General features: G+C 63.6%; 25 protein-coding genes. 21 read left to right on the top strand and 4 right to left on the bottom strand.

The window, feature by feature from the left end; all coding sequences use genetic code 11:
• Positions 1 to 2: 2 nt before the first annotated feature.
• From thrB to AC1DDG_RS01450, 6 genes are all read left to right on the top strand, one after another.
• Positions 3 to 968 carry a homoserine kinase gene (thrB, locus tag AC1DDG_RS01425; RefSeq protein ID WP_476874685.1) on the top strand — a complete coding sequence of 322 codons (966 nt, stop codon included), beginning with the start codon at positions 3 to 5 and terminating at the stop codon, positions 966 to 968.
• Positions 969 to 1,374: 406 nt separating this feature from the next.
• Positions 1,375 to 3,588 (top strand): transcription termination factor Rho, encoded by a 2,214-nt coding sequence (rho, locus tag AC1DDG_RS01430; protein ID WP_476874686.1) that lies wholly within the window; start codon positions 1,375 to 1,377, stop codon positions 3,586 to 3,588.
• 194 nt (positions 3,589 to 3,782) lie between these two features.
• Positions 3,783 to 4,856 carry a peptide chain release factor 1 gene (gene prfA, locus AC1DDG_RS01435; protein ID WP_476874687.1) on the top strand — a complete coding sequence of 358 codons (1,074 nt, stop codon included), beginning with the start codon at positions 3,783 to 3,785 and terminating at the stop codon, positions 4,854 to 4,856.
• Positions 4,857 to 4,874: 18 nt separating this feature from the next.
• Positions 4,875 to 5,774, top strand: a complete 900-nt coding sequence (gene prmC / locus AC1DDG_RS01440) for a peptide chain release factor N(5)-glutamine methyltransferase (RefSeq protein WP_476874688.1) — start codon at positions 4,875 to 4,877, stop codon at positions 5,772 to 5,774.
• A gap of 34 nt (positions 5,775 to 5,808) precedes the next feature.
• A complete protein-coding gene (locus tag AC1DDG_RS01445) occupies positions 5,809 to 6,654 on the top strand; it encodes an L-threonylcarbamoyladenylate synthase (RefSeq protein ID WP_476874689.1) in 846 nt (281 codons plus the stop codon).
• Positions 6,651 to 7,421: a WecB/TagA/CpsF family glycosyltransferase gene (locus AC1DDG_RS01450; RefSeq protein ID WP_476874690.1), complete on the top strand. Its 771-nt coding sequence runs from the start codon at positions 6,651 to 6,653 to the stop codon at positions 7,419 to 7,421. Before AC1DDG_RS01445 ends, AC1DDG_RS01450 begins: the two co-directional genes overlap by 4 nt.
• Before the next feature lie 13 nt (positions 7,422 to 7,434).
• Here AC1DDG_RS01450 and AC1DDG_RS01455 read toward each other — a convergent pair whose 3' ends face one another.
• Positions 7,435 to 8,331 carry a glycosyltransferase gene (locus tag AC1DDG_RS01455; protein ID WP_476874691.1) on the bottom strand — a complete coding sequence of 299 codons (897 nt, stop codon included), beginning with the start codon at positions 8,329 to 8,331 and terminating at the stop codon, positions 7,435 to 7,437.
• A 329-nt stretch (positions 8,332 to 8,660) separates the two neighbouring features.
• Between AC1DDG_RS01455 and AC1DDG_RS01460 the strand changes: the two genes are divergently transcribed.
• From AC1DDG_RS01460 to AC1DDG_RS01515, 12 genes are all read left to right on the top strand, one after another.
• Positions 8,661 to 9,773 carry an MraY family glycosyltransferase gene (locus AC1DDG_RS01460; protein WP_476874692.1) on the top strand — a complete coding sequence of 371 codons (1,113 nt, stop codon included), beginning with the start codon at positions 8,661 to 8,663 and terminating at the stop codon, positions 9,771 to 9,773.
• Positions 9,774 to 9,869: 96 nt separating this feature from the next.
• Positions 9,870 to 10,355 (top strand): hypothetical protein, encoded by a 486-nt coding sequence (locus AC1DDG_RS01465; protein ID WP_476874693.1) that lies wholly within the window; start codon positions 9,870 to 9,872, stop codon positions 10,353 to 10,355.
• Positions 10,348 to 10,686: an AtpZ/AtpI family protein gene (locus AC1DDG_RS01470; protein WP_476874694.1), complete on the top strand. Its 339-nt coding sequence runs from the start codon at positions 10,348 to 10,350 to the stop codon at positions 10,684 to 10,686. The genes AC1DDG_RS01465 and AC1DDG_RS01470 overlap by 8 nt, the downstream gene beginning before the upstream one ends.
• Positions 10,687 to 10,767: 81 nt before the next feature.
• Entirely contained in the window at positions 10,768 to 11,568 is an 801-nt protein-coding gene (gene atpB / locus AC1DDG_RS01475) for a F0F1 ATP synthase subunit A (protein ID WP_230116906.1), read from the top strand.
• A gap of 79 nt (positions 11,569 to 11,647) precedes the next feature.
• The gene (gene atpE / locus AC1DDG_RS01480; protein ID WP_003804776.1) at positions 11,648 to 11,866 is read left to right on the top strand and encodes an ATP synthase F0 subunit C; all 219 of its coding nucleotides are present in this window, start codon (positions 11,648 to 11,650) and stop codon (positions 11,864 to 11,866) included.
• Between the two features lie 53 nt (positions 11,867 to 11,919).
• The gene (locus tag AC1DDG_RS01485; RefSeq protein ID WP_230116905.1) at positions 11,920 to 12,471 is read left to right on the top strand and encodes a F0F1 ATP synthase subunit B; all 552 of its coding nucleotides are present in this window, start codon (positions 11,920 to 11,922) and stop codon (positions 12,469 to 12,471) included.
• A complete protein-coding gene (locus AC1DDG_RS01490; protein ID WP_230116904.1) occupies positions 12,471 to 13,298 on the top strand; it encodes a F0F1 ATP synthase subunit delta in 828 nt (275 codons plus the stop codon). The genes AC1DDG_RS01485 and AC1DDG_RS01490 overlap by 1 nt, the downstream gene beginning before the upstream one ends.
• Before the next feature lie 83 nt (positions 13,299 to 13,381).
• Positions 13,382 to 15,019, top strand: a complete 1,638-nt coding sequence (gene atpA, locus AC1DDG_RS01495; RefSeq protein ID WP_230117051.1) for a F0F1 ATP synthase subunit alpha — start codon at positions 13,382 to 13,384, stop codon at positions 15,017 to 15,019.
• Between the two features lie 76 nt (positions 15,020 to 15,095).
• Positions 15,096 to 15,989, top strand: coding sequence for a F0F1 ATP synthase subunit gamma (locus AC1DDG_RS01500; RefSeq protein ID WP_476874695.1), 894 nt, complete (start codon positions 15,096 to 15,098; stop codon positions 15,987 to 15,989).
• An 81-nt stretch (positions 15,990 to 16,070) separates the two neighbouring features.
• Positions 16,071 to 17,525, top strand: coding sequence for a F0F1 ATP synthase subunit beta (gene atpD, locus AC1DDG_RS01505; RefSeq protein WP_209743680.1), 1,455 nt, complete (start codon positions 16,071 to 16,073; stop codon positions 17,523 to 17,525).
• A gap of 1 nt (position 17,526) precedes the next feature.
• Complete coding sequence (locus AC1DDG_RS01510; protein ID WP_205653639.1) at positions 17,527 to 17,811, top strand: F0F1 ATP synthase subunit epsilon; 285 nt, start codon at positions 17,527 to 17,529, stop codon at positions 17,809 to 17,811.
• 10 nt (positions 17,812 to 17,821) lie between these two features.
• Positions 17,822 to 18,253, top strand: coding sequence for a DUF2550 domain-containing protein (locus AC1DDG_RS01515; RefSeq protein WP_476874781.1), 432 nt, complete (start codon positions 17,822 to 17,824; stop codon positions 18,251 to 18,253).
• A gap of 119 nt (positions 18,254 to 18,372) precedes the next feature.
• Here the strand turns inward: AC1DDG_RS01515 and AC1DDG_RS01520 are convergent, their stop codons facing one another.
• Positions 18,373 to 18,576, bottom strand: coding sequence for a cold-shock protein (locus AC1DDG_RS01520; protein WP_011692441.1), 204 nt, complete (start codon positions 18,574 to 18,576; stop codon positions 18,373 to 18,375).
• A gap of 288 nt (positions 18,577 to 18,864) precedes the next feature.
• Positions 18,865 to 19,560 carry an endonuclease NucS gene (gene nucS / locus AC1DDG_RS01525; RefSeq protein WP_476874696.1) on the bottom strand — a complete coding sequence of 232 codons (696 nt, stop codon included), beginning with the start codon at positions 19,558 to 19,560 and terminating at the stop codon, positions 18,865 to 18,867.
• Between the two features lie 94 nt (positions 19,561 to 19,654).
• Between nucS and AC1DDG_RS01530 the strand changes: the two genes are divergently transcribed.
• Complete coding sequence (locus AC1DDG_RS01530; RefSeq protein ID WP_230116901.1) at positions 19,655 to 20,011, top strand: ATP/GTP-binding protein; 357 nt, start codon at positions 19,655 to 19,657, stop codon at positions 20,009 to 20,011.
• Between the two features lie 92 nt (positions 20,012 to 20,103).
• Positions 20,104 to 20,904, top strand: a complete 801-nt coding sequence (locus AC1DDG_RS01535) for an alpha/beta hydrolase (RefSeq protein ID WP_476874697.1) — start codon at positions 20,104 to 20,106, stop codon at positions 20,902 to 20,904.
• 37 nt (positions 20,905 to 20,941) lie between these two features.
• Here AC1DDG_RS01535 and AC1DDG_RS01540 read toward each other — a convergent pair whose 3' ends face one another.
• Positions 20,942 to 22,258: an AI-2E family transporter gene (locus AC1DDG_RS01540; RefSeq protein WP_476874698.1), complete on the bottom strand. Its 1,317-nt coding sequence runs from the start codon at positions 22,256 to 22,258 to the stop codon at positions 20,942 to 20,944.
• A 190-nt stretch (positions 22,259 to 22,448) separates the two neighbouring features.
• On the opposite strand from AC1DDG_RS01540, the gene AC1DDG_RS01545 reads away from it, so the two are divergent.
• A complete protein-coding gene (locus AC1DDG_RS01545) occupies positions 22,449 to 24,188 on the top strand; it encodes a hypothetical protein (protein ID WP_476874699.1) in 1,740 nt (579 codons plus the stop codon).
• Positions 24,189 to 24,195 lie beyond the last annotated feature (7 nt).

Raw genomic sequence — 24,195 nt, forward strand, 5'->3', positions numbered from 1 at the left:
CCATGCTGCCGCAAACGGCCCAGCTGCCCGCCATCCAGGCCGGGCAGCAGGTCACGGTCCGGGTGCCCGCCACGAGCGCCAACCTCGGGCCCGGCTATGACAGCCTCGGACTGGCCCTGACTCTGCACGACGCCCTGACCGTTGAAAGCCTGGATACCGGGGAACTGGTCTTCGAGCTCAGCGGTGAAGGCGCAGACTCCCTGCCGCGGGATGCCAGCCATTTGGTGGTCAGAGCCATGGAGGCCGCGTTCGGCCGCCGTGGTTACCGCCACACCGGCCTCAGGATCGTCGCCGAAAACGTGAACCCCCACGGCCGCGGCCTGGGTTCTTCAGCCTCTGCCGTGGTGGCCGCAGTCACGGCTGCGAACGCCTTGCTTCCGACGGGGGAGCAGCAGGACCGCGACTGGATCCTGCAGCTGACCAGCGAGATCGAAGGGCATCCGGACAACGTCGCCCCGGCCATATTCGGCGGACTGGCACTGTCCTGGCAGGACAGTGACCAGTACAGCAGCACGTGCGCCACCGTGGATGAGGCTGTCATCCCGATTGTGGCTGTGCCGGACTTCGAGCTGTCCACTGAGGCCGCGCGGGCGCTGCTGCCGGCATCGGTGGGGCACCATGCCGCAGCCATGAACTCCGGCCGGGCCGCCCTCCTGATCCACGCGCTGACCCACAAGCCGGAGTTCCTGCTTGCGGGCACCGAGGACTACCTCCACCAGAGCTACCGTGCCGAGGCCATGCGGCCCAGCGCTGCTCTGATCAAAGCGCTGCGCGCCGCGGGGCATGCCGCTGTGGTGTCCGGTGCCGGGCCCACCGTCCTGGTGCTGGCCAACGGCGAAGCGGAGGCGGCGGCAGTCCTGGACTTTATCGGGGCTTTCACCTCGGCAAACACTCCGGACATCAACTGGCGTGTGATGAAGCTGGCAGTGGACGTCGAAGGTGCTAAAGTGGGAGTGCACCGGCGGTAAACCCGCATTCAGTCACCGCAGTTTTTGCAGTCAGACAGCGACTCTGTAGTCGAGAGGCCCTGCAGCCAATAGACCGTGCAGACTAAAGACCCTGATTTTGGCCCAGTTGCCTTTCGTGGTCCGGACCTGCTCAGATCTGCTGCTGCTGTGATCTCGTAATGCGCAGTATTTTCCGGTGCCGTCTCCTTGGCCTGACCCAGGACTTTACAGAATCATTTCTGTACCTGAACTGTCAGTCCGCCGCCCCGCCTAATTTCGGAGCGTTGAAGGCGATCAGTATCCGGCCCTGCTGGCCGAAATCCATCCGGCAAGGCCGAAATCGCGGCTGCAGATCTGAACTGCAGCCCAGATCAAATCATCGCGTCCAGCTCCCAGTCTGGACGCCGTCGAGGGGGAAGGATCCTTCGTGACCGAAACCACTGAGCTGTCGCCAGCTGTGGACACAACATCTTCTGCTTCCGGATCGTTGACGGAAGCACCCGCCAAGAGCAGTGGCCTCGCCGGCCTCAAGCTCGCCCAGCTGCAGGCGCTTGCCAGCCAGCTTGGAATTTCAGGCGGTTCCCGCATGCGCAAGGGAGACCTGGTCTCGGCCATTTCCGCGCATCGTGCGGGTTCTTCAGCCAGCAAGGCTCCGGCCCGGGCTGCGGAGAAGGCCACCGACAACAGCGCGGCTGTTGCAGGCGCTTCGGCTCCCGCTGCCCCGGCAGAAGCGGCCGAAGCCCCGGCACAGGAAGGAACCCGTGCCCGCGGCCGTGGCCGCAGCCGCCGCGCCGTGAGCGACGGAGTGGTATCCGCCCCTGCAGCGGAGCCAGCCGCCGAGCCCGCGGCCGCCGTCGAGGTCCCTGCCGCCCAGGCAGCTGCCGAAACGTCCGAGCAGGCCGCCGGTGAAGGCGCCGGCGAACGCCGCCAGCCGCGTACCCGCAACCGCCGCCGCGGCGAGGCAGCCGCGGGGACGCCGCAGACAGACACCGCCGAAGCACCTGCCGAGGCCGCTGCGCCTGAAGCCCGTGGTGCTGAGGCCCGCGTCGCCGAAACCCGCGCTCCTGAAACCCGTGGTGCTGAAACCCGTGGTGCTGAAACCCGTGCTGGTGAAACGCGCGGTGCCGAGGCACGTGAGCAGGCAAGCGAGGCCGCCGATGGTGGCCAGCGCACTGACCGCCGGGAAGGCCGCACCCGCGGTGGCCGCGACTCAGCGGAAACTGCCGGCGCCCGCGATACCCGCCGCGACGACAACCGCCGTGACGACAGCCGCGATGGTGATGACGCCGATGGTGGCAGCCGGCGCAACCGCCGTAACCGCCGCGACCGCAATGACCGCACCGAACGGTCAGACAGCCGCGACAGCCGGGACAGCCGGGACAGCAACTCCCGTAACGACCGCTTCCGCGACCGCAACGACCGCCGTCGTGGACGCGCCCAGGGTCCGGACGTCGACGACGTCGAGGTCACCGACGACGATGTCCTGCTGCCGGTAGCCGGCATCCTGGATGTCCTTGAGAACTACGCCTTCATCCGCACCTCCGGTTACCTGCCGGGCCCGAACGATGTCTACGTATCCCTCGCACAGGTCAAGAAGTACAACCTGCGCAAGGGCGACGCCGTCGTCGGTGCCATCCGTGCACCCCGCGATGGTGAGGACCGCAGCCAGCAGTCCGCCCGCCAGAAGTTCAACGCCCTGGTCCGCGTCACGTCGGTCAACGGCAAGACTTCCGAGGAACTCAAGGACCGCGTCGAGTTCGCCAAGCTGGTTCCGCTGTATCCCTCCGAGCGACTGCGCCTCGAGACGGACCCCAAGAAGATCGGGCCCCGCGTCATCGACCTGGTTGCCCCGATCGGCAAGGGCCAGCGCGGCCTGATCGTCTCGCCCCCGAAGGCCGGCAAGACGCTCATCCTGCAGTCCATCGCCAACGCCATCACCACCAACAATCCTGAGGTCCACCTCATGATGGTGCTCGTTGACGAACGTCCCGAAGAAGTCACGGACATGCAGCGCACCGTCAAGGGTGAGGTCATCGCCTCCACCTTCGACCGCCCCGCGGATGACCACACGACTGTTGCCGAGCTTTCCATCGAACGCGCCAAGCGCCTCGTGGAAATGGGCATGGACGTTGTTGTGCTCCTCGACTCCATGACCCGTCTGGGCCGCGCCTACAACCTGGCAGCACCGGCTTCCGGCCGTATCCTGTCCGGTGGTGTCGACTCCGCAGCGCTGTACCCGCCGAAGCGTTTCTTCGGTGCAGCCCGCAACATCGAAAACGGCGGCTCGCTGACCATCCTGGCTACCGCTCTCGTCGAGACCGGCTCCAAGATGGACGAGGTCATCTTCGAAGAGTTCAAGGGCACCGGCAACATGGAACTTCGCCTGTCCCGCCAGCTGGCGGACAAGCGCATCTTCCCGGCCGTGGACGTCAACGCGTCCGGTACCCGCCGCGAAGAGAACCTCCTTTCTCCCGAGGAAGTCAAGATCATGTGGAAGCTGCGCCGCGTCCTTTCCGGACTCGAAACGCAGCAGAGCCTTGAGCTGCTGACCAACAAGATCCGGGAGACCCAGAGCAACGTCGAGTTCCTCATGCAGGTTCAGAAGACGACGCTTGGTGCAAAGTCGGATAACGACAAGTAGCGCCGCGTAACCGCCCGAAAATTGGCGGCCCTTCCCGGGCCGCCAATTTCCCGGGCGGTTGTTGCGTTAACCGGTTCCTCCGCTTCAAAAAGCAACGCGGGGTCACATCGAGCCCAATAAGGCCGTTGAAATGGGCGGTAAGTGACCCCGCCTTGCAGTTACTAGACTTGTAAGAGTCGAAAGAGGTTTTGAAAATGTTTGAGTCCGTACAGGGCCTGCTTGATGAGCATGATGCTATCCAGGCGCAGCTGGGGGATCCTGCTGTCTATGCTGACCAGCGGCTGGCTCGTAAGTTGGGGCGGCGGTCTGCGCAGCTGAACGGCATTGTGGAGGCGTACCACAGGTGGCATGCGATTCAGGATGATCTCGCTGCTGCGAAGGAAATGGCTTCGGAGGATCCCGAGTTTGCTGCTGAGGTTCCCGAACTGGAGGCCGGACTGGAGAAGGCGGCCGCGAATCTTCGCCGGCTGCTCATTCCCCGCGACCCGGACGATGCCCGCAACGTGATCCTTGAGGTCAAGGGCGGTGAAGGCGGCGACGAAGCCGCACTGTTCGCCGGTGACCTCCTGCGTATGTACACCCGCTATGCGGAGTCGCGCGGCTGGAAGACCGAACTCATTTCTGCCACGGAATCCGACCTCGGCGGCTACAAGGACGTCCAGATGGCCGTCAAGGGCAGCTCGAACGATCCCGCCGAAGGCGTTTATGCGCGGCTGAAGTTCGAGGGCGGCGTGCACCGTGTGCAGCGCGTCCCCGTGACTGAGTCGCAGGGCCGTATCCACACTTCGGCCGCGGGTGTGCTGGTGCTTCCCGAGGTGGACGAGCCGGAAGAGCTCGAAATCAACCAGAATGACCTCAAGATCGACGTCTACCGGTCCTCCGGTCCCGGCGGCCAGTCCGTCAACACCACCGACTCCGCGGTGCGCATCACGCACCTTCCCACCGGAATCGTGGTGGCCATGCAGAACGAGAAGTCGCAGCTGCAGAACCGCGAAGCCGGCATGCGCGTTCTCCGCGCCCGTATCCTCGCGCACCAGCAGGAGCAGATCGACGCCGAGAACTCCGCCCAGCGGAAGTCGCAGATCCGCACCATGGACCGTTCCGAGCGGATCCGGACCTACAACTACCCGGAAAACCGGATCGCGGACCACCGCACCGGCTACAAGGCGTACAACCTGGACCAGGTCATGAACGGCGACCTCGAACCGGTCATCCAGTCGGCCATCGAGATGGACGAGCAGGCACGCCTGGACGCCATCGGCGACTAGCCGGAACCACTGAACCACATGACGTCCAAGCACCAGATGGCCAAAACGGTCCAATCCCTTGCCGATGCCGTCCGCGAGGCCACGGCGCTGCTTGCCGATGCCGGAGTCCCCAGCCCGCGGGTCGACGCCGAACTGCTGGCGGACCATCTGCTCGGCGTCGGCCTGGGCCGGCTGCGGGCCATGATGCTGGGCGATGCCCCGGCGCCGGCGGGCTATGCGGAATTGGTTGCCGAACGGGCCCGCCGCATTCCGCTGCAGCACATCACCGGTGTGGCGCATTTCCGTTACCTTCAACTCGCGGTGGGTCCCGGCGTCTTCATTCCCCGCCCGGAAACAGAGTCCGTGGTCCAGTTGGTGATCGACCGGCTCCGGGCGCTGGAACGGGCAGGCGTGTTCCGCCCTAAAGTGGTGGATCTGGGCACCGGCTCCGGGGCCATCGCGGGGTCCGTGGCGCATGAGGTGCCGGAGGCCGAGGTCCATGCGGTCGAGTACAGCGAATTCGCGCATGCCTGGGCGCAGAAGAACCTCCAGCCCCTTGGTGTCCGCCTCGTTCGGGGCGACCTGCGGGACGCGCTGCCGGAACTCAACGGAACGTTCGACGTCGTGGTGTCCAATCCGCCGTACATCCCCGCAGAGGCAATCCCCAACGAACCCGAGGTGGCGCTGCACGACCCGCCCGAAGCCCTTTACGGCGGAGGAGCGGACGGCATGGAACTTCCGACGGCGGCAGCAGCTTCCGCTGCCCGGCTCCTGGTCCCCGGGGGCTTCTTCGTGATGGAACACGCCGAGGTGCAGGCCGCCTGGATCGTGGCGATGCTGAACAGAGCGGGCAGGTGGACGGACGTCACCACGCATCTGGACCTCAACGGCAAGGAGCGGGCAACCAGCGCCCTTCTTGCCGCGCCGCGTGCGCAGTAAACAGCCCCACTCCGAGTAATGAAAGAATAGGGCAGTGACCACTACGTATAACTGCATGGCCGATGATGAGCGTACCGCAGGACTGGCACACGCACGGCGTGCCATCCTCGAGAAGAAATGCGTGGTCCTCCCTACTGACACGGTCTACGGGATCGCCGCGGATGCTTTTTCGCCGCAGGCTGTCACCATGCTGCTGGTTTCGAAGGGCCGCGGCCGGAGCATGCCTCCTCCTGTGCTCATTCCGCGGCTGAATGCCCTGGACGGTTTGGCCACGGACGTTTTTCCGGAGGCACGGCAGCTTGCCGAGGCGTTCTGGCCTGGGGGACTGACCCTGATCCTGCACGCCCAGCCCTCACTCGACTGGGACCTGGGGGACACAAAAGGAACTGTCGCCCTCCGGATCCCGGCCGATGAAGTGGCCCAGGAACTGCTGACCTTGACCGGTCCGCTGGCCGTCTCGTCCGCCAACAGGACGGGGCAGGCGCCGGCACAGACCGCTTTCGAAGCCCGTTCCCAGCTCGCTGAATCGGTGGAGGTCTATCTGGAAGGCGGCTTCCGCCCCGTCGAGGGAACTGACGCCATGCCGTCCACCATCGTGGACGCCACGTCGCTGCCGCTGCGGGTGGTCCGCGAGGGAGCGGTGAGCCTGGAGCGGCTGCGGGAGGTGGTTCCCGTCTTGCTGGACATTGACGGCAACGCTGGGGAGCCGGAGGAGTCTGCTGAACCTGCGGCCACCACGGAGCCGGAGAAGCTTCCGGAGCCGGAGGCTGCTGGCGTCCCTGACCCGGCTGCGGATGAGCTTTCGGAATCCGGAGAACAAGAGCCCGGCGAAAAGACATCCAGCGGGCCAGCGGGCGAAATAGCGCCCGACGCCGAATGACCCTGCAACGGCAGACCATTCCAGTTCTCGGGGTGGACGCCACACCGCTGGACGTCGCCGGACTTACCGGAGTGCTCAACAGGTTCGTGGCGGACGGGACCACGCGGACCGTCGTCGGGCATAACCTTCACAGCGTGACGCTGTTCCATGCCGAACCCGAATTCCGGAAGTTTTATGAGAACAGCGACGTCGTTCTCATCGACGGCGCTCCCGTCCTGTGGCTGTGGGGGAGAGGCAGGAAACCCTCCGGACCCGTCATGGACTATCGGCTCGGGTCAACTGACTGGATTCCGGCGCTTGGACAGGTCAGCGGGCTGGAACGCATCGCAGTCATCGGGGCGGGCCCCGTTGCCAACGCCCGCGCGGTGGCGAAGCTGCAAAGCATCGTGCCGGGGGCAAGCGTCTCCGGCATGCCCGGCGAAGGCTGGAACGACGACGTTGAGGAAACTGCCTCAGCCTGGCTGGCGGAACAGCGCCCGCAGCTCGTGCTTATTGGCCTGGGCATGCCACTCCAGGAAAAGGTGCTGCGGCGCCGCCTCGGCTCGCTGCCGCCCGCGGTCTACTGCGCCGTGGGCGGTGCCATCGAGCAGATTGCAGGAATCCAGAAGCTGGCACCGCGCTGGCTCGGCCGGCTTGGCCTGGAGTGGGCGTGGCGTCTTCTGCTGCACCCCCGGCGTGTCGCCTACCGCGTTTTCGGCGAGCCGTGGGTGCTGCTGGGGCTGTTGGTCCGGCGCCGCCTGCAACGCCGGCCGGCCCAGGACGGCTAAACCGTCAGCACGGCTAGAACTTCTGGTCCTTGAGCGGGGCGAACCCTTTGCCCCGCAGGCCCGTCGAAAACGCCCGGAACCAGTCGGCCAGTCCGCGGAAGTCACCGCGGCGCAGGAAGTAGCCGAGGTATCCGCCAACGTCGGCAGTCAGGGACTTGATGCGGAAGTAGCGACGGATCAGATAGCCGCGGTTGCGGTAGTAGTAGTAGCGCTTGAACGCCGAGTCCGGAACAATCACGTGCCACCGGGCGCCGAAAACGTGCTTGGTTTCGGAGAACGCGTGCGGGTGGGTGATGGCCGCCGTCGTCACGGTGCCGAAACGGATGCCGGCCTTGCGCAGTCGAATGGTGAAGTCCACCTCGTCGCCCCGGATGAAGAGGCGCATGTCCGGCAGGCCCACCTTGAAGAAAACATCCGAGCGGATCAGCGCGCCGTTGAAGAAATGCCCGTCCTGTGGCAGGAACCCCACTTTCTCCAACGCGGCGCGGTCGTGGGTCACCTTGCCGTCCAGCCGGAAGAAGAAGGACAGCCGGTCAGGGTGGCCGGGCGCGACCACGAGCGGGACCACCGCGTCAAGTTCCCGGGACTCGGCCTCGCGGATCAGCGTGGCGAGGCATTCGGCGTCCGCCGGCTCGGCGTCATCGTCCATCATCCAGACCCAGTCCGCACCGCTGGCCACGGCCTTGAGGACGGCCAGGGAGAACCCGCCGGCCCCGCCAAGATTGGCTTCCGAACGGATATAGTCCACGTTGGCGTGCTGCTCGGCCACATCCCGGGCCGGCACAGTGCCGCTGTCAACCAGGCAAATGGAGGCTACGGCAGCCGTCTGGCTGTTGATGGCCTTCAACAAGACGGCCAGCTCGCGGGGACGGTCAAACGTCACGGCGGCAACTGCGACCGACACTGACATTGCGGGTTCCTTTCAGCACTGCCGTCGGCAAGTTCCCCGCCGGCGATAGGCCGTGTGACGCGAAGCCATGTACCCGTTGGCGTTAGTATCTTGACTAGAGTCCACTGTAATACAGCCCTGTCAGGCACTATGCACTGCCTGTCTGTGCGCATGGCGCGACGGAGAAGTTTCATTTATTGCACGTCAGATCCACAGCTAACGAACCCCCATGGTCCCCCGAACCGAACCCCCGATCTGCGCCGGCATGATCCGCGGGCCGGTGACTGCCCGGGCGCCGGTTGGCCACCCCGACGCTTTTCGCACTGCGTTCGCGGAGAGGGGGCCACGCCATGATCATGTACCTGCTCATGATGTTGACTGCGGCGATGGTTTCTTACGGAGCCACCTGGGGTGCCCGACTCATCGGCAACCGGCTTGAACTGTTCACGCCCATCCGCAGCCGGGACATGCATTCCAGCCCGGTGTCGCGGCTCGGCGGACTGGGGATCTTCGCGGGAGTGCTCGTCGCACTCGTAGTCGCCAGCCAGTCGTTCTTCGTCAAGGACATTTTTCGCCACAACGGGGCGCCGTGGGGTGTCCTCGCCGGTGCTGCCGTCATCGTGCTTGTCGGCATGGCCGACGACCTCCTCGACCTGCGCTGGTGGATCAAGCTGATCGGGCAGAGCATAGCCGCCCTGGTGGTGGCCATCTGGGGTGTCCGGATGACCATCATTCCGTTTATCCCGGAACCCATACGCTTCGACTCGGACATCATCAACGTGCTCCTCACAGCGGGTCTCATCGTTACCACGATGAACGCCTTCAACTTCATTGACGGCCTGGACGGCCTGGCCGCCGGCGTGGCGATCATCGGCGGGGCTGCCTTCTTCCTCACCGCCTACTGGGTCCACCGCAACGCTCCGCTGACGGACTTCTCCGACCTCGCCACTCTGCTGACGGCGATCCTTGTGGGCAGTTGCGCAGGCTTCCTGCCACACAACTGGTTCCCGTCGAAGATCTTCATGGGTGACTCGGGAGCCATGCTGATTGGCCTGCTCATGGCCTCGGCAGGTGTCGTGTCCACTGGCCAGATCACGTCCGGGCTTTACGACCGTGTGAACGGTATTCCCACGATCATCCCGATCCTGCTGCCTTTCGCAGTGCTTTTCCTTCCCCTGCTGGATCTTTGCCTTGCCGTGGTCCGGCGCACGGCCGTGGGGCGCTCGCCCTGGTCCGCCGACCGCGGACACCTGCACCACAAACTGATGGATATCGGATACTCGCACCGCACCGCGGTGATGCTGATGTACATGTGGACCGCCGTTCTGTCCTTCGGCGGCCTTGCCTTTGCCGTGTACCCCTGGCAGATTGTCCTTGCCGTGGACCTGGTAGCGACCTTGGGCATGGGGCTCATCACGGCATGGCCGTATTTGAGCCGCCGTGGCACCAATGCCCAGGGGTAGACCGCTGCTTTTCCGAATATTTCTATCTCGTGTAGAATTCAGGGGCAGGTCTTCCCTGCACAGAATCCACCCCTTGGGCCTGACGATTGGGATCGAATGACCTCCGACGCCGAGTCCGGACCTCCGTCCGGCAACGGAACCGTTGGTGTCTCCGGCCCCACACGGTCCCTCTGGCTCGGCCTGCTGGCACTCAGCTCGGCCGCGGCCGGGGCATCCCTGATCCTGACGGGCATTGTGGCCCTCATTTTCAACGGCTGGGTCGGCGTATTTTCGAGTTCCTTCGGCGGTCTGCTGGTGATGGCATTCTTTGCCATCAGCCTGCTGATCGGGCACTTTGTGGGCAGGAACAACCCCTCAGGTGCCATAGGCCTGTTCGTAGCGACGTATTTCGTCAAAGTCATTGGCTTTGCGGTGGTTCTTTTCGCTCTCGGCGCGCCCGAATGGCTTCACGGACGCTGGTTCCTCATCGGGGCAGTCGTCGCCGTGGTCGTCTGGCAAGCCGCCGAAATCTATGGTTTCAGCAGGGCCCGGCTGCAGATCTATAACGACCCCCAGCCCGATAGGGGCACTCCTGATGTCTAGGCGAAACCGCACCGACAATAATGCGTCCGGTGACCCTCGCAAAAGGACCGGAGCTCCTGGCGTGTCAGCCGAAAATGGTGACGGTGGTTACAACGCTGGAATCGCCGTATTTAGCTACATTGTTGGCGGAATCATCGTCTGGAGTTTGATAGGGTGGGGTCTGGATTATCTGTGGGGAACCCGCTGGATTGTGCTCGTAGGCGCTCTGCTTGGAGCTGCGGGAGGGTTCTATCTGTCCCATATGCACGGCCTCACCAGTTCGAGAAATCCAGCTGGTGGGAGCGGTGCAGCCAGCGGCCCGTCTGAGGATGGGAACAGTAATGCCAAATAATTTCACGAGGGGGAGGGCGAACATGAATCACGCCGGAACCCGACCAACGCCCAACGATGGACACTGCAGAGAGGAAACGCGTTGATCGCGCTTGCGCTCCCGGCCCAAAATTCAGGAGAGTTCACTCCTCCCGGAATTGAAGAAATGCACCTGCCGGCAATCCTGCCGTGGGGTGCGGCAGACGGATTCTCCAAGCAGATGCTGCTGGTAATCCTGTCCGTCGTCATTATCGCTACATTCTTTCTGCTAGCTGCGCGGAAGCAGCAGCTGGTTCCTGGCAAGCTGCAGTTCGCGGGTGAGATGGCCTATGGCTTCGTCCGCAACAGCATCGCCAAGGACATCATCGGCGGCAAAGACTTCATGAAGTACGTCCCGCTGCTGTTCAGCCTCTTCTTCTTCATCCTGGTGAACAACATCTACGGCGCGATCCCCGTGATCCAGCTCCCGAGCTTCTCCCATGTTGGCGGCGCGTACGTGCTGGCCGTCATCGTGTACATCACCTGGATCGCCATCGGTGTCAAGAAGAACGGCCTGAGGTACTTCAAGCTCGCCACCGTGCCGTCCGGAGTGCCGGTGTACATCCTTCCGATCGTTATCCCGATCGAGATCATCTCCAACTTCCTGGTCCGTCCGGTTACGCACAGCCTCCGTCTGTTTGCCACCATGCTGGCCGGCCACCTGATCGTCATGATCGCCGGTTCAGGAATCGAATACCTTGTCATGCAGGAGAACGTTCTGCTCAAGGGCACCTCTGTTCTCGTCCTTGCCGGCGCGATCGCCATGTACATGCTCGAAGCGCTCATCATGGCGCTGCAGGCCTATGTCTTCACCTTGCTGACGGCGATCTACATTGAAGGCGCACTCCACGCCGACAGCCACTAGGCACCCATAAACTTCCCCTCACGGGGATGAAGCAACCCAAACAACCTGCCACAGAGATGGCATCTTGAAAGGAAGAAAAATGGAAGGCTCCATCAACGGCTCCCTCAACCTCATCGGCTACGGCCTCTCCGCCATCGGCGGTGGTATCGGTGTGGGTCTCGTGTTCGCTGCTTACATCAACGGTGTGGCACGTCAGCCGGAAGCACAGCGCGTTCTGCAGCCGATCGCATTCCTCGGCCTTGCGCTGACTGAAGCCCTCGCCATCCTTGGCCTGGTCTTCGCTTTCGTTCTCAAGTAAACCTTCAGAACCAAGCGAACATTCAGAACCGAGTAGATAAGGACGGGTGAAAAATGAATCAGCTGATCATCTCAGCCGCCACCGCCGAAGCGGCTAACCCGCTCGTTCCCAATGTCTGGGAAATGGGCGTCGTCCTCGCCGGCTTTGCTGTCCTCTTTTTCATCGTGGTCAAGTTTGTTGTCCCGATGTTCGAGAAGACGTTCGCAGAGCGTGCCGAGGCCATCGAGGGCGGCATCGCCAAGGCTGAAAAGGCCCAGGCCGAGGCTTCCGCAGCACTCGAAGAGTACAAGCAGCAGCTCACCGACGCACGTGCAGAGGCCAACCGCATTCGCGAGGAAGCCCGTGCCGAAGGCGCCCTGATCCTTGCGGAGCTGAAGGAGAAGGCTGCGGCTGAGTCGGCGCGTATCACTGCGCAGGCACACGTACAGATCGAATCCGAGCGTCAGGCGGCCGTTGTGTCGCTGCGCTCAGAGGTGGGCACCCTTGCCACCACGCTGGCTGGCCGCATCGTTGGCGAGTCCCTTAGCGACGACGAGCGCGCGGCACGTGTCGTTGACCGCTTCCTGGCTGATCTGGAGAACCAGAACGCAGGTGTAGCAAAGTAATGGCAGGTGTATCGAGCGAATCGCTGACCAAGGCGCTGACCGAACTGGAAGCCAAGCTTCCGTTTGCATCGCTGCAGTTGGCAAAGGAACTCTTCGGAATCCTGGGAACGGTGGACAGCTCGGCTGGCTTGCGCCGCGCCCTGACTGACCCGTCCCGCAGCGGTGAGGAAAAGCCGGCGCTGATCAGGCAACTGTTCAGGGGCAAAGTCTCCGCTGAAGCTGTGGAGATCGCGGCCGGACTGGCCAGCTCACGCTGGGCATCGGCGCGAGACATCGGCGATGCACTCGAGACGCTTGCCGCAACGGTGGTCATCGCCGTTGCAGAAAACAAGTCGGCCGTTTCTGCCTCCGGCATCACCGGGCTGGAAGAACTTGAGAATGACCTTTTCTCATTCAACCAGGCCGTGGCTTCCAGCCACGAGGTGCAGCGTGCTCTGTCTGAACCGCAGGCCAGCGCCGCAGCAAAGATCGCACTGGCCCAGAGGGTGGTTCCTGGCGCAAGCGAGGAAGCAAAGGTCCTCATCGGCCAGGCAGTGTCGCAGCCCCGCGGCATCAAGGCAACCAGGCTCGTCGGCCGTTTCGCCGAGCTTGCAGCCAAGCGCCAGCAGCGCTGGATTGCAACGGTCAGCGTCTCGCGTCCCCTTTCGGAGACGCAGACCAGCCGCCTGCATGCTGGGCTCAACTCCCTTTACGGGCGTGAGCTCCAGATCAACACGAAGGTTGATCCTTCGCTGATCGGCGGGATCCGCGTACAGGTGGGCGATGAAGTGCTCGACGCTTCTGTTCTCACCCGCCTGGGCGAGCTGCACCGCCAACTGGCCGGCTAGCCGGACAAGCACAACTTAACTGATAGAAACCCCGGTCATCGTGAGCAACGATGATCACGAAAACAGGAGAGCAGGGACTGCAGATGGCCGAATTGACCATCAACGCCGACGACGTCCGTAATGCGTTGAACGAGTTCGCGGCGTCCTACGAACCCGGAAACGCAGAGCGCGTAGAGGTCGGCCGTGTAACAACCGCAGGTGACGGCATCGCCCGTGTTGAGGGCCTTCCCTCGGTCATGGCGAACGAGCTGCTTCGCTTCGAAGACGGCACCCTGGGCCTCGCCCAGAACCTCGACGTCCGCGAGATCGGCGTCATTATCCTCGGTGACTTCACCGGGATCGAAGAAGGCCAGGAAGTCCACCGCACCGGACAGGTTCTGTCCGTGCCGGTTGGCGACGCCTTCCTTGGCCGCGTTGTCGACCCGCTGGGCGTTCCCATCGACGACCTCGGCGAGATCAAGGCCGAGACTACCCGTGCCCTGGAACTCCAGGCACCCGGCGTGACCCAGCGCAAGTCTGTGCACGAGCCGATGCAGACCGGCCTGAAGGCCATCGACGCCATGATCCCGATCGGCCGTGGCCAGCGCCAGCTGATCATCGGCGACCGCCAGACCGGCAAGTCCGCCATTGCCATCGACACCATCATTAACCAGAAGGCCAACTGGGCTTCCGGTGACGTGAAGAAGCAGGTTCGCTGCGTATACGTGGCAATCGGCCAGAAGGCTTCCACCATCGCGGCCATCCGCCAGACGCTCGAGGACAACGGCGCGCTGGAATACACCACGATCGTTGCCTCCCCGGCTTCCGACCCGGCCGGCTTCAAGTACCTGGCTCCCTACGCCGGTTCGGCCATCGGCCAGCACTGGATGTACGGCGGCAAGCACGTCCTCATCGTGTTCGATGATCTCTCCAAGCAGGCTGAGGCCTACCGTGCAGTATCGCTGCTGCTCCGCCGCCCGCCGGGACGCGAAGCCTACCCGGGCGACGTTTTCTACTTGCACTCCCGCCTCCTGGAGCGTTGTGCCAAGCTCTCTGACGAGCTCGGCGCCGGCTCGATGACCGGCCTGCCGCTCATCGAAACCAAGGCGAACGACGTCTCGGCATACATCCCGACCAACGTGATCTCCATTACCGATGGCCAGATCTTCCTGCAGTCGGACCTCTTCAACGCCAACCAGCGTCCTGCTGTTGACGTTGGTGTCTCGGTGTCACGCGTCGGCGGTGCCGCACAGGTCAAGTCCATGAAGAAGGTCTCCGGTACTTTGAAGCTGGACCTGGCCCAGTACCGCGACATGCAGGCGTTCGCGATGTTTGCGTCCGACCTCGACGCCGCATCCCGCCAGCAGCTGACCCGCGGTGCGCGCCTGATGGAACTGCTCAAGCAGGGCCAGTACTCGCCGTTCCCGGTTGAGGACCAGGTCGTGTCCATCTGGGCGGGAACCCAGGGCCACCTGGACGACGTTCCGGTTGAGGACATCAGCCGCTTCGAGTCCGAGTTCCTGGAGCACCTGAAGCACAAGTCCTCCATCCTCACCACGCTGGCTCAGACCAACGTTCTGGATGATGACACCGCCGCGGCGCTGAAGAACGCGATCGTCGACTTCAAGAAGGGCTTCTTCGGCGAAGGCGACAACCATCTGGTAGGCGCTGGCCACGAGGAGCATGAAGCCATCTCCGAGGGCCAGGTCGACCAGGAAAAAATCGTCAGGCAGAAGCGCTAGTTTCGCTGGCAGGGACTGCCGGAACCCTTCAAGGTTCCGGCAGTCCCGGCCATCGGGATCTTAGGAAAGGATAAGTATGGGAGCCCAGATTCGGGTCTACCGCCAGAAGATTGCCTCGACGACGTCGATGCGCAAGATCTTCAAGGCGATGGAACTGATCGCTACCTCGCGCATCGGCAAGGCCCGCGCACGCGTAGCAGCTTCACTGCCTTACGCGAACGCGATCACCCGCGCCGTTTCTGCCGTTGCAAGCCAGAGCGAAATCGATCACCCTCTGACCACCGAGCCGGAGAACATCCGCCGGGCCGCAGTCCTGGTCATCACTTCGGACCGTGGACTGGCAGGTTCGTATTCGGCGAGCGTACTCAAGCAGGCCGAAGGCCTGAACGAGCTGCTCCGCGCCGACGGCAAGGAAGTCACGACCTACCTGGTCGGCCGCAAGGCACAGGCGTACTTCGACTTCCGGGGCCGCCCCTATGGACGGGTCTGGACCGGTGGCACTGATGCTCCAGAGTTTGAGACCGCCCGGGAAATCGGTACGGCGCTGCTGGAGGATTTCGCGACCGACTTCGAAGAGGGCGGCGTGGACGAGATCCACATTGTCTACACCCGGTTCAAGTCCATGGTCACCCAGGAGCCGACGGTCATTCGTCTTCTTCCGCTTGAAGTCGTCGAAGAGCATCCTGTCTCCGAATCGGAGCTGCTGCCCTTGTATGAGTTCGAGCCGGAGTCGGAGCAGGTTCTCAATGCTCTGCTGCCGAGGTACATCGAATCACGGATTTTTGCGGCCATGTTGCAGGCAGCAGCTTCCGAGCTCGCAGCCCGTCAGCGGGCGATGAAGTCTGCCGGCGACAACGCCACGGACCTCATCAAGAAGTACACGCGTCTGCGCAACACCGCCCGCCAGGCTGAAATTACGCAGGAGCTTTCCGAAATTGTGGCTGGCGCCGACGCCTTGAATGCGTCCTAGCCAGCACGGTTCCGGATCCAGCTGTACCTGCACCAAAGATAAACTTAACCCCCACGCCATCTACTGAGTGAAGTGAGAGAGATGACTGCCACCGCTACCGAACACGTAGCCGCAACGTCCGGTGCCACCGGCCGTATTGCCCGTGTTATTGGCCCGGTTGTCGACGTCGAATTCCCGGCTGACGCAATCCCCTCGATTTACAACGCACTCACCACGGAGATTACTCTCAACGGTGAGACCAAGACCATCACGTTCGAGGTCGCCCTGCACCTGGGCGACAACCTCATTCGCGCCATCTCCCTGCAGGCTACCGACGGACTCGTCCGCGGCACCAACGTAGTGGACACCGGCTCGCCCATCACCGTGCCCGTCGGCGACGGCGTGAAGGGCCACATCTTCAACGTCCTCGGCAAGCCGCTGGATGTTGACGAGTCCGAGATCCAGGCTTCGGACCACTGGGCCATCCACCGCAAGGCCCCGGCCTTCGCAACCCTTGAAGGCTCCACCGAGATGCTGGAAACCGGCATCAAGGTGATCGACCTCCTCACCCCGTACATCAAGGGTGGAAAGATCGGCCTGTTCGGTGGCGCCGGTGTTGGCAAGACCGTTCTGATCCAGGAAATGATCACCCGTGTTGCCCGCAACTTCGGTGGCACCTCGGTGTTCGCCGGCGTCGGCGAGCGTACGCGTGAAGGTAACGACCTCTGGGTTGAAATGGAAGAGGCCGGCGTTCTGAAGGACACCGCCCTTGTCTTCGGCCAGATGGACGAGCCGCCGGGAACGCGTCTTCGCGTGGCGCTGTCCGCACTGACCATGGCGGAGTACTTCCGCGATGTGCAGAACCAGGACGTGCTGCTCTTCATCGACAACATCTTCCGCTTCACGCAGGCAGGTTCCGAGGTCTCCACCCTCCTCGGCCGCATGCCTTCCGCTGTGGGTTACCAGCCGAACCTGGCCGACGAGATGGGTCTCCTCCAGGAGCGCATCACGTCCACCAAGGGCCACTCCATCACCTCGATGCAGGCCATCTACGTTCCCGCAGATGACTACACCGACCCGGCGCCGGCCACCACCTTCGCACACCTCGACGCGACCACGGAACTTTCCCGTGAAATCGCCTCCCGTGGTCTGTACCCGGCAGTGGATCCGCTGACGTCGACCTCCCGAATCCTGGACCCCCAGTACATCGGCAAGGATCACTACAACACGGCTGTCCGCGTGAAGCAGATCCTGCAGAAGAACAAGGAACTCCAGGACATCATCGCCATCCTCGGCGTTGACGAACTCTCTGAGGAAGACAAGATCGTCGTGTCGCGTGCACGCCGCATCCAGCAGTTCCTGTCGCAGAACACCTACACCGCCAAGCAGTTCACCGGCGTCGAAGGTTCCACCGTTTCCATCAAGGACACCGTTGAGGGCTTCACCGCCATCTGCGACGGCGAACTCGACCACATCGCAGAGCAGGCGTTCTTCAACGTCGGCGGCCTGGATGACGTTGAGCGCCAGTGGGCCAAGATCCAGGAACAGACCAAGTAATATGGCTGAGCTTGAGGTTGAGATTGTCGCAGCGGACCACTTCGTGTGGTCCGGAGCGGCCAAGATGGTCAAGGCCCGCACCAGCGATGGTGAAATCGGAATCCTGCCCGGCCACTCGCCCCTGCTGGCGATTCTGGCCGAAGGTGAAATGGCTATTGAGCCGGTTTCCGGTGACCGCATCGCTGTAGTTGTTGACGGCGGATTCTTCTCCGTCGACAACAACCGCGTGGTTATTGTTGCTGACAACGCCCAGCTGGGTGACGCGGCCACTGCGGGGATCCGCTAGCACGACCTTGATGGACGTTACTGGTTTTCCGTTCATCGCCTTAGCAACCGCCTTTGCGTTGCTGATTTTCACGCTGTGCCTTTTCGGGGTGCGCCGCTTCAACCTGCGGCGCGCCCTGGGCACGGTTGACGCCTCCATTTGCACGGCTGGAAAGAGCTGGCAGATGGGGGTTTGTCGTTATCAGGACAATGAGCTGGAGTGGTTCAAGCTGCTCTCGCTGAGCGTCCGTCCCCGTCACCGCTTCACCCGCAGTTCCCTGGAACTGCTGGGGCGGCGCCAGCCCACCGAGGCCGAGCTGGTCAAGGTGCCGCCCGACGTCGTGATCGTGGAGCTGAAGTACGAGGGGCAGGATGTTTTCCTGGCCATGAAGTTTGACGCCTATACCGGCCTTTCTTCCTGGCTTGAAGCCGGCCCGGTCATTGGCGTTGGAACGTGGCGCTGACTGCTGCCCTCCGAATCTTTCAGATCCTGAAATATTTGTGGCACAAAAAATGATCCCCGGCACGAATGCCGAGGATCATTCTTTTCAAGGCGATTCCCCGCAGGGAATAGAAACCTCGATTAGACCAGTGTTACACCGGTAGCCTGGGGGCCCTTGGCGCCCTGACCGATCTCGAACTGAACGCGCTGGTTCTCGTCGAGGGTCTTGAAGCCACCCGTCTGGATCTCAGAGTAGTGAACGAAGACATCGCCATCGGAGTCGTCCGGGGTGATGAAGCCGAAGCCCTTTTCAGCGTTGAACCACTTGACGGTTCCCTGTGCCATTTATTTCTCCTCATTGTGGAACTAATTTAAGGCCAGCACACTTCGTACTGGTCTTGGTCACTCCGCGAGAAGAATCCTGGCAGCAGCCCCGGTCAGACCGGAAATGCGTTGCAGGAGCTTCGCGCTCGCAACATGTCTTGCGAGCATGAAAAAACACCTACACAAAGACTGATCTAAGAATTTCATGACAGTACGGTCTGGTCAACGGGAAAAACGCAGAATCGGACAAAAATTGGACAAATCCCAAGTAAACGCCTGATCACCGACGCGATACCTGTCCGGCGGACCTCAGAAGAGCCGGGATTCGATGTCATCCACGCCGCGCATGGCGTCGTAATCCAGCGTGATGCAGTCGATGCCGCGGTCCTTCGCCAGCACCCGGGCCTGCGGCTTGATCTGCTGCGCGGCGAAAATCCCCCGGACAGGTGCCAGCAGCGGGTCACGGTTCAGCAGTTCAAGGTACCGGGTCAGCTGCTCGACGCCATCGATGTCGCCGCGGCGCTTGAGCTCGATGGCCACTGTGGCACCGTCTGAGTCCCGTGCCAGGATGTCCACCGGACCGATCGCCGTGAAGTACTCCCGGCGGATGAGCGAGAAACCCGTGCCGAGTGTTTCGATCTGCTCGGCCAGCAGCCGCTGCAGATCTGCCTCGACCCCGTCCTTGATGAGCCCGGGGTCCTGGCCCAGCTCATGGGACGTGTCGTGGAGCTGTTCATGGATGTTGATGATCAGCCTGTCGTCCGTCTTGGCGGACTGGACGGTCCACTGTTCAACGACCCCCACCTCGACGTCTGTTTCGTCGGGTGACGAGACGCGCAGCGTGGCGGGAGGGCTCATCCAGTTCAGCGGCTTGTAGGAGCCGCCGTCGGAATGGACCAGCACAGAGCCGTCGGCCTTCACCAGGAGGAGCCTCGTGGCGAGGGGCAGATGGGCTTTGAGCCGGCCAACGTAATCAACAGAACAACGGGCTATGACAAGACGCACGCCGTACACACTACCGCGTTGGCAGGACCACCGGGCACCGCGGGCGGGCGGTTCCGGGGCAAGGGAGTAGCGGCGCCTGGGGCAGAATGGAAGCATGCCGCGTTCGAACCGACCCCGCCGTACCTCAGCAGGGCGTTCCTCGTCCGGAAAGCCCGCGGCGGGAGGCAAACGCGGTTCGGGGCCGGTCCCCGAGCTTGACCTCGAGCGGGCCAGGGCAGGCATTGCCCGGCGGGAAAGCGCCCCGGACGGCGAGTGGGTGGTCCGCACGATGACGGCCCGTAATGCCGAGAAAGCCTACATCTGCCCGGGCTGCTCCACCGCCGTGCAGGCGGGGGTGGCCCATCTGGTGGTGTGGGCCGACGACCACCTGTTCGGTGCCGAGGCGGGCCTGTCCGAGCGCCGTCACTGGCACACCAACTGCTGGACGTCGCGCAACTTCCGTTACCGCTGACCGGACGGCAGCGGCCGGAAGCGGCAGCAGGCTGGGGCCGGGGGAGTCCGGCAGGGGCATAGTGGCCCCCGGCGGAAGCTAAGCTGATACGCATGACTTTTGACCCGTCGTCGTACGTTTTCAGCCAGCCGTCGGAAGCGGCGGCGATCCGCGCCTCAACGGTGCTGCCCGCCCGCCGCGAAAACATCGAAATCCATACCGAGGACGGCCGGACGCTCGTGGGCGAGCTTGCCGTGCCGGAGTCGGGCGAGATCACAGCGACCCTGATCACGCTGCATCCTTTGCCCACGCATGGCGGTTTCATGGACTCCCACGTCTACCGGAAGGCCTCGTACCGGCTGCCTGCGCTGGCCGGCGTAGCAGTGCTGCGCTTCAACACGCGGGGGACGTCGTCGCCGCGGGGCACCAGCGAGGGCGCGTTCGAAGAAGGCATCGGGGAACGCTATGACGTGGAGGCGGCGGTACGGTTCGCCGTCGAGAGGGGACTCCCAAACCGCTGGCTCGTGGGTTGGTCGTTCGGAACCGAACTTGCGCTCATGTACGGCGCCGTTGAGCCGGTGGCCTCGCAGGTGGAAGGTGCAGTGCTCCTGTCGCCCCCGCTGCACCGGGCCACCGACGTGCACCTGAAGCAGTGGGCGGCTTCGGGCAAACCACTCACCGTACTCGTGCCCGAGCACGACGACTACCTCCGGCCGGCCGCCGCCGCTGAGCGGTTCGGCGTTGTGCCCCAGGCGCGGGTAGTGGGGGTCGACGGCGCCAAGCACCTTTGGGTGGGGGAGAAGCATGCCGCGCGGGTGCTGAATGAGATCGTTGACGACGTGACGCACGACGGTTCCGGCGCCGCCGGACTTCCCCAGGAATGGAACGGACCGGTGGCGACGGCCACCGCTTAGGCGGTGACGCCGGGCTGACAGCCTGAGGCTTATCCGGCTAGTGCTTGTCCTGGCGGACGATGTAGATCTCTTTGAGGAGGAGAAGGATGGCGGCCGCCGTCGGGATGGCGATCAGCGCCCCCAGCACGCCGAGGATGCTGCCGCCGGCAATCACGGAGATCACGGCCACCGCACCGGGCACGGCGACGGCTTTCTGCATGATGCGGGGCGATATGAAGTAGGCCTCAAACTGCAGGTAGGCGAAGTAGCAGATGGCGTACGCGACCGCCGACTGCCAGCCCAGGGTGAGGGTAATCAGTGTGACCACGACGCCCGCGATCATTCCGCCCACCAGCGGGATGAATGCCAGCAGCGCCACCACGAAGGCGAGCAGCACGGCGAATGGAACGCCGATGATGGACATCACGATGAAGGCGAACGTGGCGTTCAGGAGCGCAACCACGGCCTGGCCGATCACGTAGTTACCCACGGAACGGGTGATCTCTTCCGACAGGGCCTCAACCCTGGCCCGACGGGACCGCGGAGCGAGCCGGTACCCCCACTTCTTCATTGCAGGCAGGGCGGCGAGGAAGTACAGGCTAAGCACCAGCACGATCAGCGTCCCAAAGAGGCCATTCGCCACGGTGGAGCCGAAACCCACAACGCCGCCGAAAATGCCGCCCATGGCCTCAGGATTCTTGACGAACTTATCCAGCTCCTCGTTGATGCGGTCGCGCACTCCGAACTGGTTGTCGACGGTGCGGAAGAAGTCGGAATCGACGAAGTCCCGGACCCAGACTGGCGCCTGCTTAACGAGCTCTGTCACCTGCTCGACGATGGTGGGGATGAGGGTGGCAAAGAACCCTACGACCGCCAGAACCAGGACAGAGACTGCCAGCACGATGCCTGCGGGCCGGGGGATTTTGTGCGTCTCCAGCCAGCGCACCACCGGATCAAGTCCTAATGCTATAAAGAGTGCTGCCACGATCCAGAGCAGGAGCTGGGTGGTGTTCGAACCGATCCAGTACACCAGGAGGGCAAGCCCGACGCCCACGGTGCCCATGAACCCCATGTACAGGGGGTGCTGTGCCGAGATCCGGGGACCGGGAGCGCCGAATCGGGCGGTGTCCCCGGCGCCGGGCGTCTCAGCCTCGATGCTGTCCAGGTGCTCCGGAGGCATTTCGAACCGGAGTCGTGGCTGCGCGCCCGGAATGGGCTGGCGCAGCCGTTTCAGCACCGCTCCAAGAGCGGCCGGGCGGGCCCTTGTCCGGCGTGCCTTCTGGGGCTCGGCCGGCGCGCCGGGAGCGCCCTGGGGGGAGTCGGCGTTGGGCAGGTCTTCCGGGCCGCGCATGGACGGATCCGTGTGTTCAGTCACTGCTTTTAATGCCTTTTCCGTCTGTGGCGCCGCGGCTGCGGGCCGGGTGTGATGATCATCGCAAACACTATCAGCAGCCTTGCGAATACCCGGATGGGCACTGTTGCATGGGATTGCAGGAGGCGTCTTCGGAGGCCTGAACTGACTGATTGGTAACAAAACGGTTACTATTGAAAGTAAACCCCCGCTGATGATAGGTATTCCTTTGCGTTTCAAGACTGCAGTCGCACTCGTGCTGCTCGGCCTCCTGACACTGCTGGCCGGAATCGGGCAGAAGACGGTGTGGGCCCCCGCCGAGACCGTGACGGCCACCGTTCCCTCGGATGCGAAAGCCGCGCCGCTGACCGTTATAGACCAGAAGCTCCGAACCCTCGAAGGGGGAACGGTGACCATCAAGGTCAAGGGCGAGGGCAATTTCCTCCTGGCCGCGGGCCGGCCCGATGACGTGGATGCCTGGGTAGGCAAGACGGCACACAACACGGTCACCGGGCTGTCCGACGACAAGAAGTCGCTCCAGGTGGAACGCACTGACGGTGAGGCCACCGCGCCGTCGCCTGCCGGATCGGATCTGTGGGTTTCGACCGAAAACGCGAGCGGCGAGCTGGACTACACCTGGTCGGCACCGGCCGACGGCGACTGGTCCCTTCTGCTGGCCAGCGACGGCACGAAGCCCGCGCCGTCGTCGATTTCGATGACCTTTCCCAATGACACCTCCACTCCGTGGGCAGTTCCGCTCATGGTGATCGGGGTACTCCTCATGCTCGGCGGCGTTGCGCTGCTGGTGCTCAAGCCCAAGGGCACGGCTCCGGGGCAGGGCGGTTCCGCCGCCGGCGTGGGCAGTCTCTTCCCCAGGCGCACCAAGGCCAAGGCAGGGACAAAGACCGGAACCGGTTCCTCGGCGCGGCTCAGCATTGTCGTCGCAGCGTCGACCGCGGCACTCATTGCCGGTACCGGCGCGGCCGCACAGGCCAGCAAGACGCCTGAGCCTGCCGCCACCCCGGAGGCATCCTCCACGGCTTCGGCCTCCGCGAACACCGCCGCCGGCGACGCCCCGGTGCTCCTCGACGCCCAGTTCCGCCGCATCCTGGAGCAGGTGGCCAGTGCCACGGATGCCGGCGATGCCGCCAAGGACGCCAAGAAACTCGCCACCCGGGTGTCCGGCACCGAGCTCGAGGTGCGGACAAAGAACTACAAAATCCGTTCCCGAGTGGCGTCCTACGATGCGCGCATGCCCGTCCGCGCCACGAAACTCCTGACCACCGTTGTCACGAGCAAGCGCGCCTGGCCTCGTTCGGTTCTCGCCGTCACCCAGGGCGAGGGCAATGTGGTGCCGCAGCTGCTGACCCTGGTGCAGAAGTCCCCGCGCGAGAACTACAAACTCGTGGGCACCAGCCCGCTCCAGCCCGGCACGACCTTCCCTTCGATTGCCCGCAACGGCACCGAGACGCTGGCGCCGGGCGATAAGTCGGGGCTGCTCTACAGCGGCCAAGAGGCCCTGGCCGGCCTTGCTGACCGCCTGTCCAAGTCGAATTCCACCTTCAAGGACAAGCTCGTTGAAGGGGAGTCTTCGCCGTACATCGGGGACACGCTGTCCTATCAGGCGGATGTCGTGAAGTCGGGCGTGAACGGCAAATTCGCCTTCACCCACAAGGTCGTTCCCGGCAGCACCGTGGTGTTCCGCACCTCGGACGGCGGTGCACTCGTTCTCGGCCGCCTCACGTTCAACTTCGACGGCACGCCCAAGGCCGAAGGCGACAAGCTGTCCATCGGCAATGACGCGGCAGTCCTCGCCGGCGGCAAAGAGACCACCACCGGCATGGTCCTGAACTTTGCGGAATCCATGGCTGTCTATGTGCCGCCGACAGGCTCGAAGGACCCGATGAAGCTTGTGGCCGCCACGCGCGGGCTCGTGGGAGCCAGCTTCAAGTAGGCGCGTT

The sequence above is a fragment of the Arthrobacter sp. 10L430 genome (assembly GCF_056395245.1).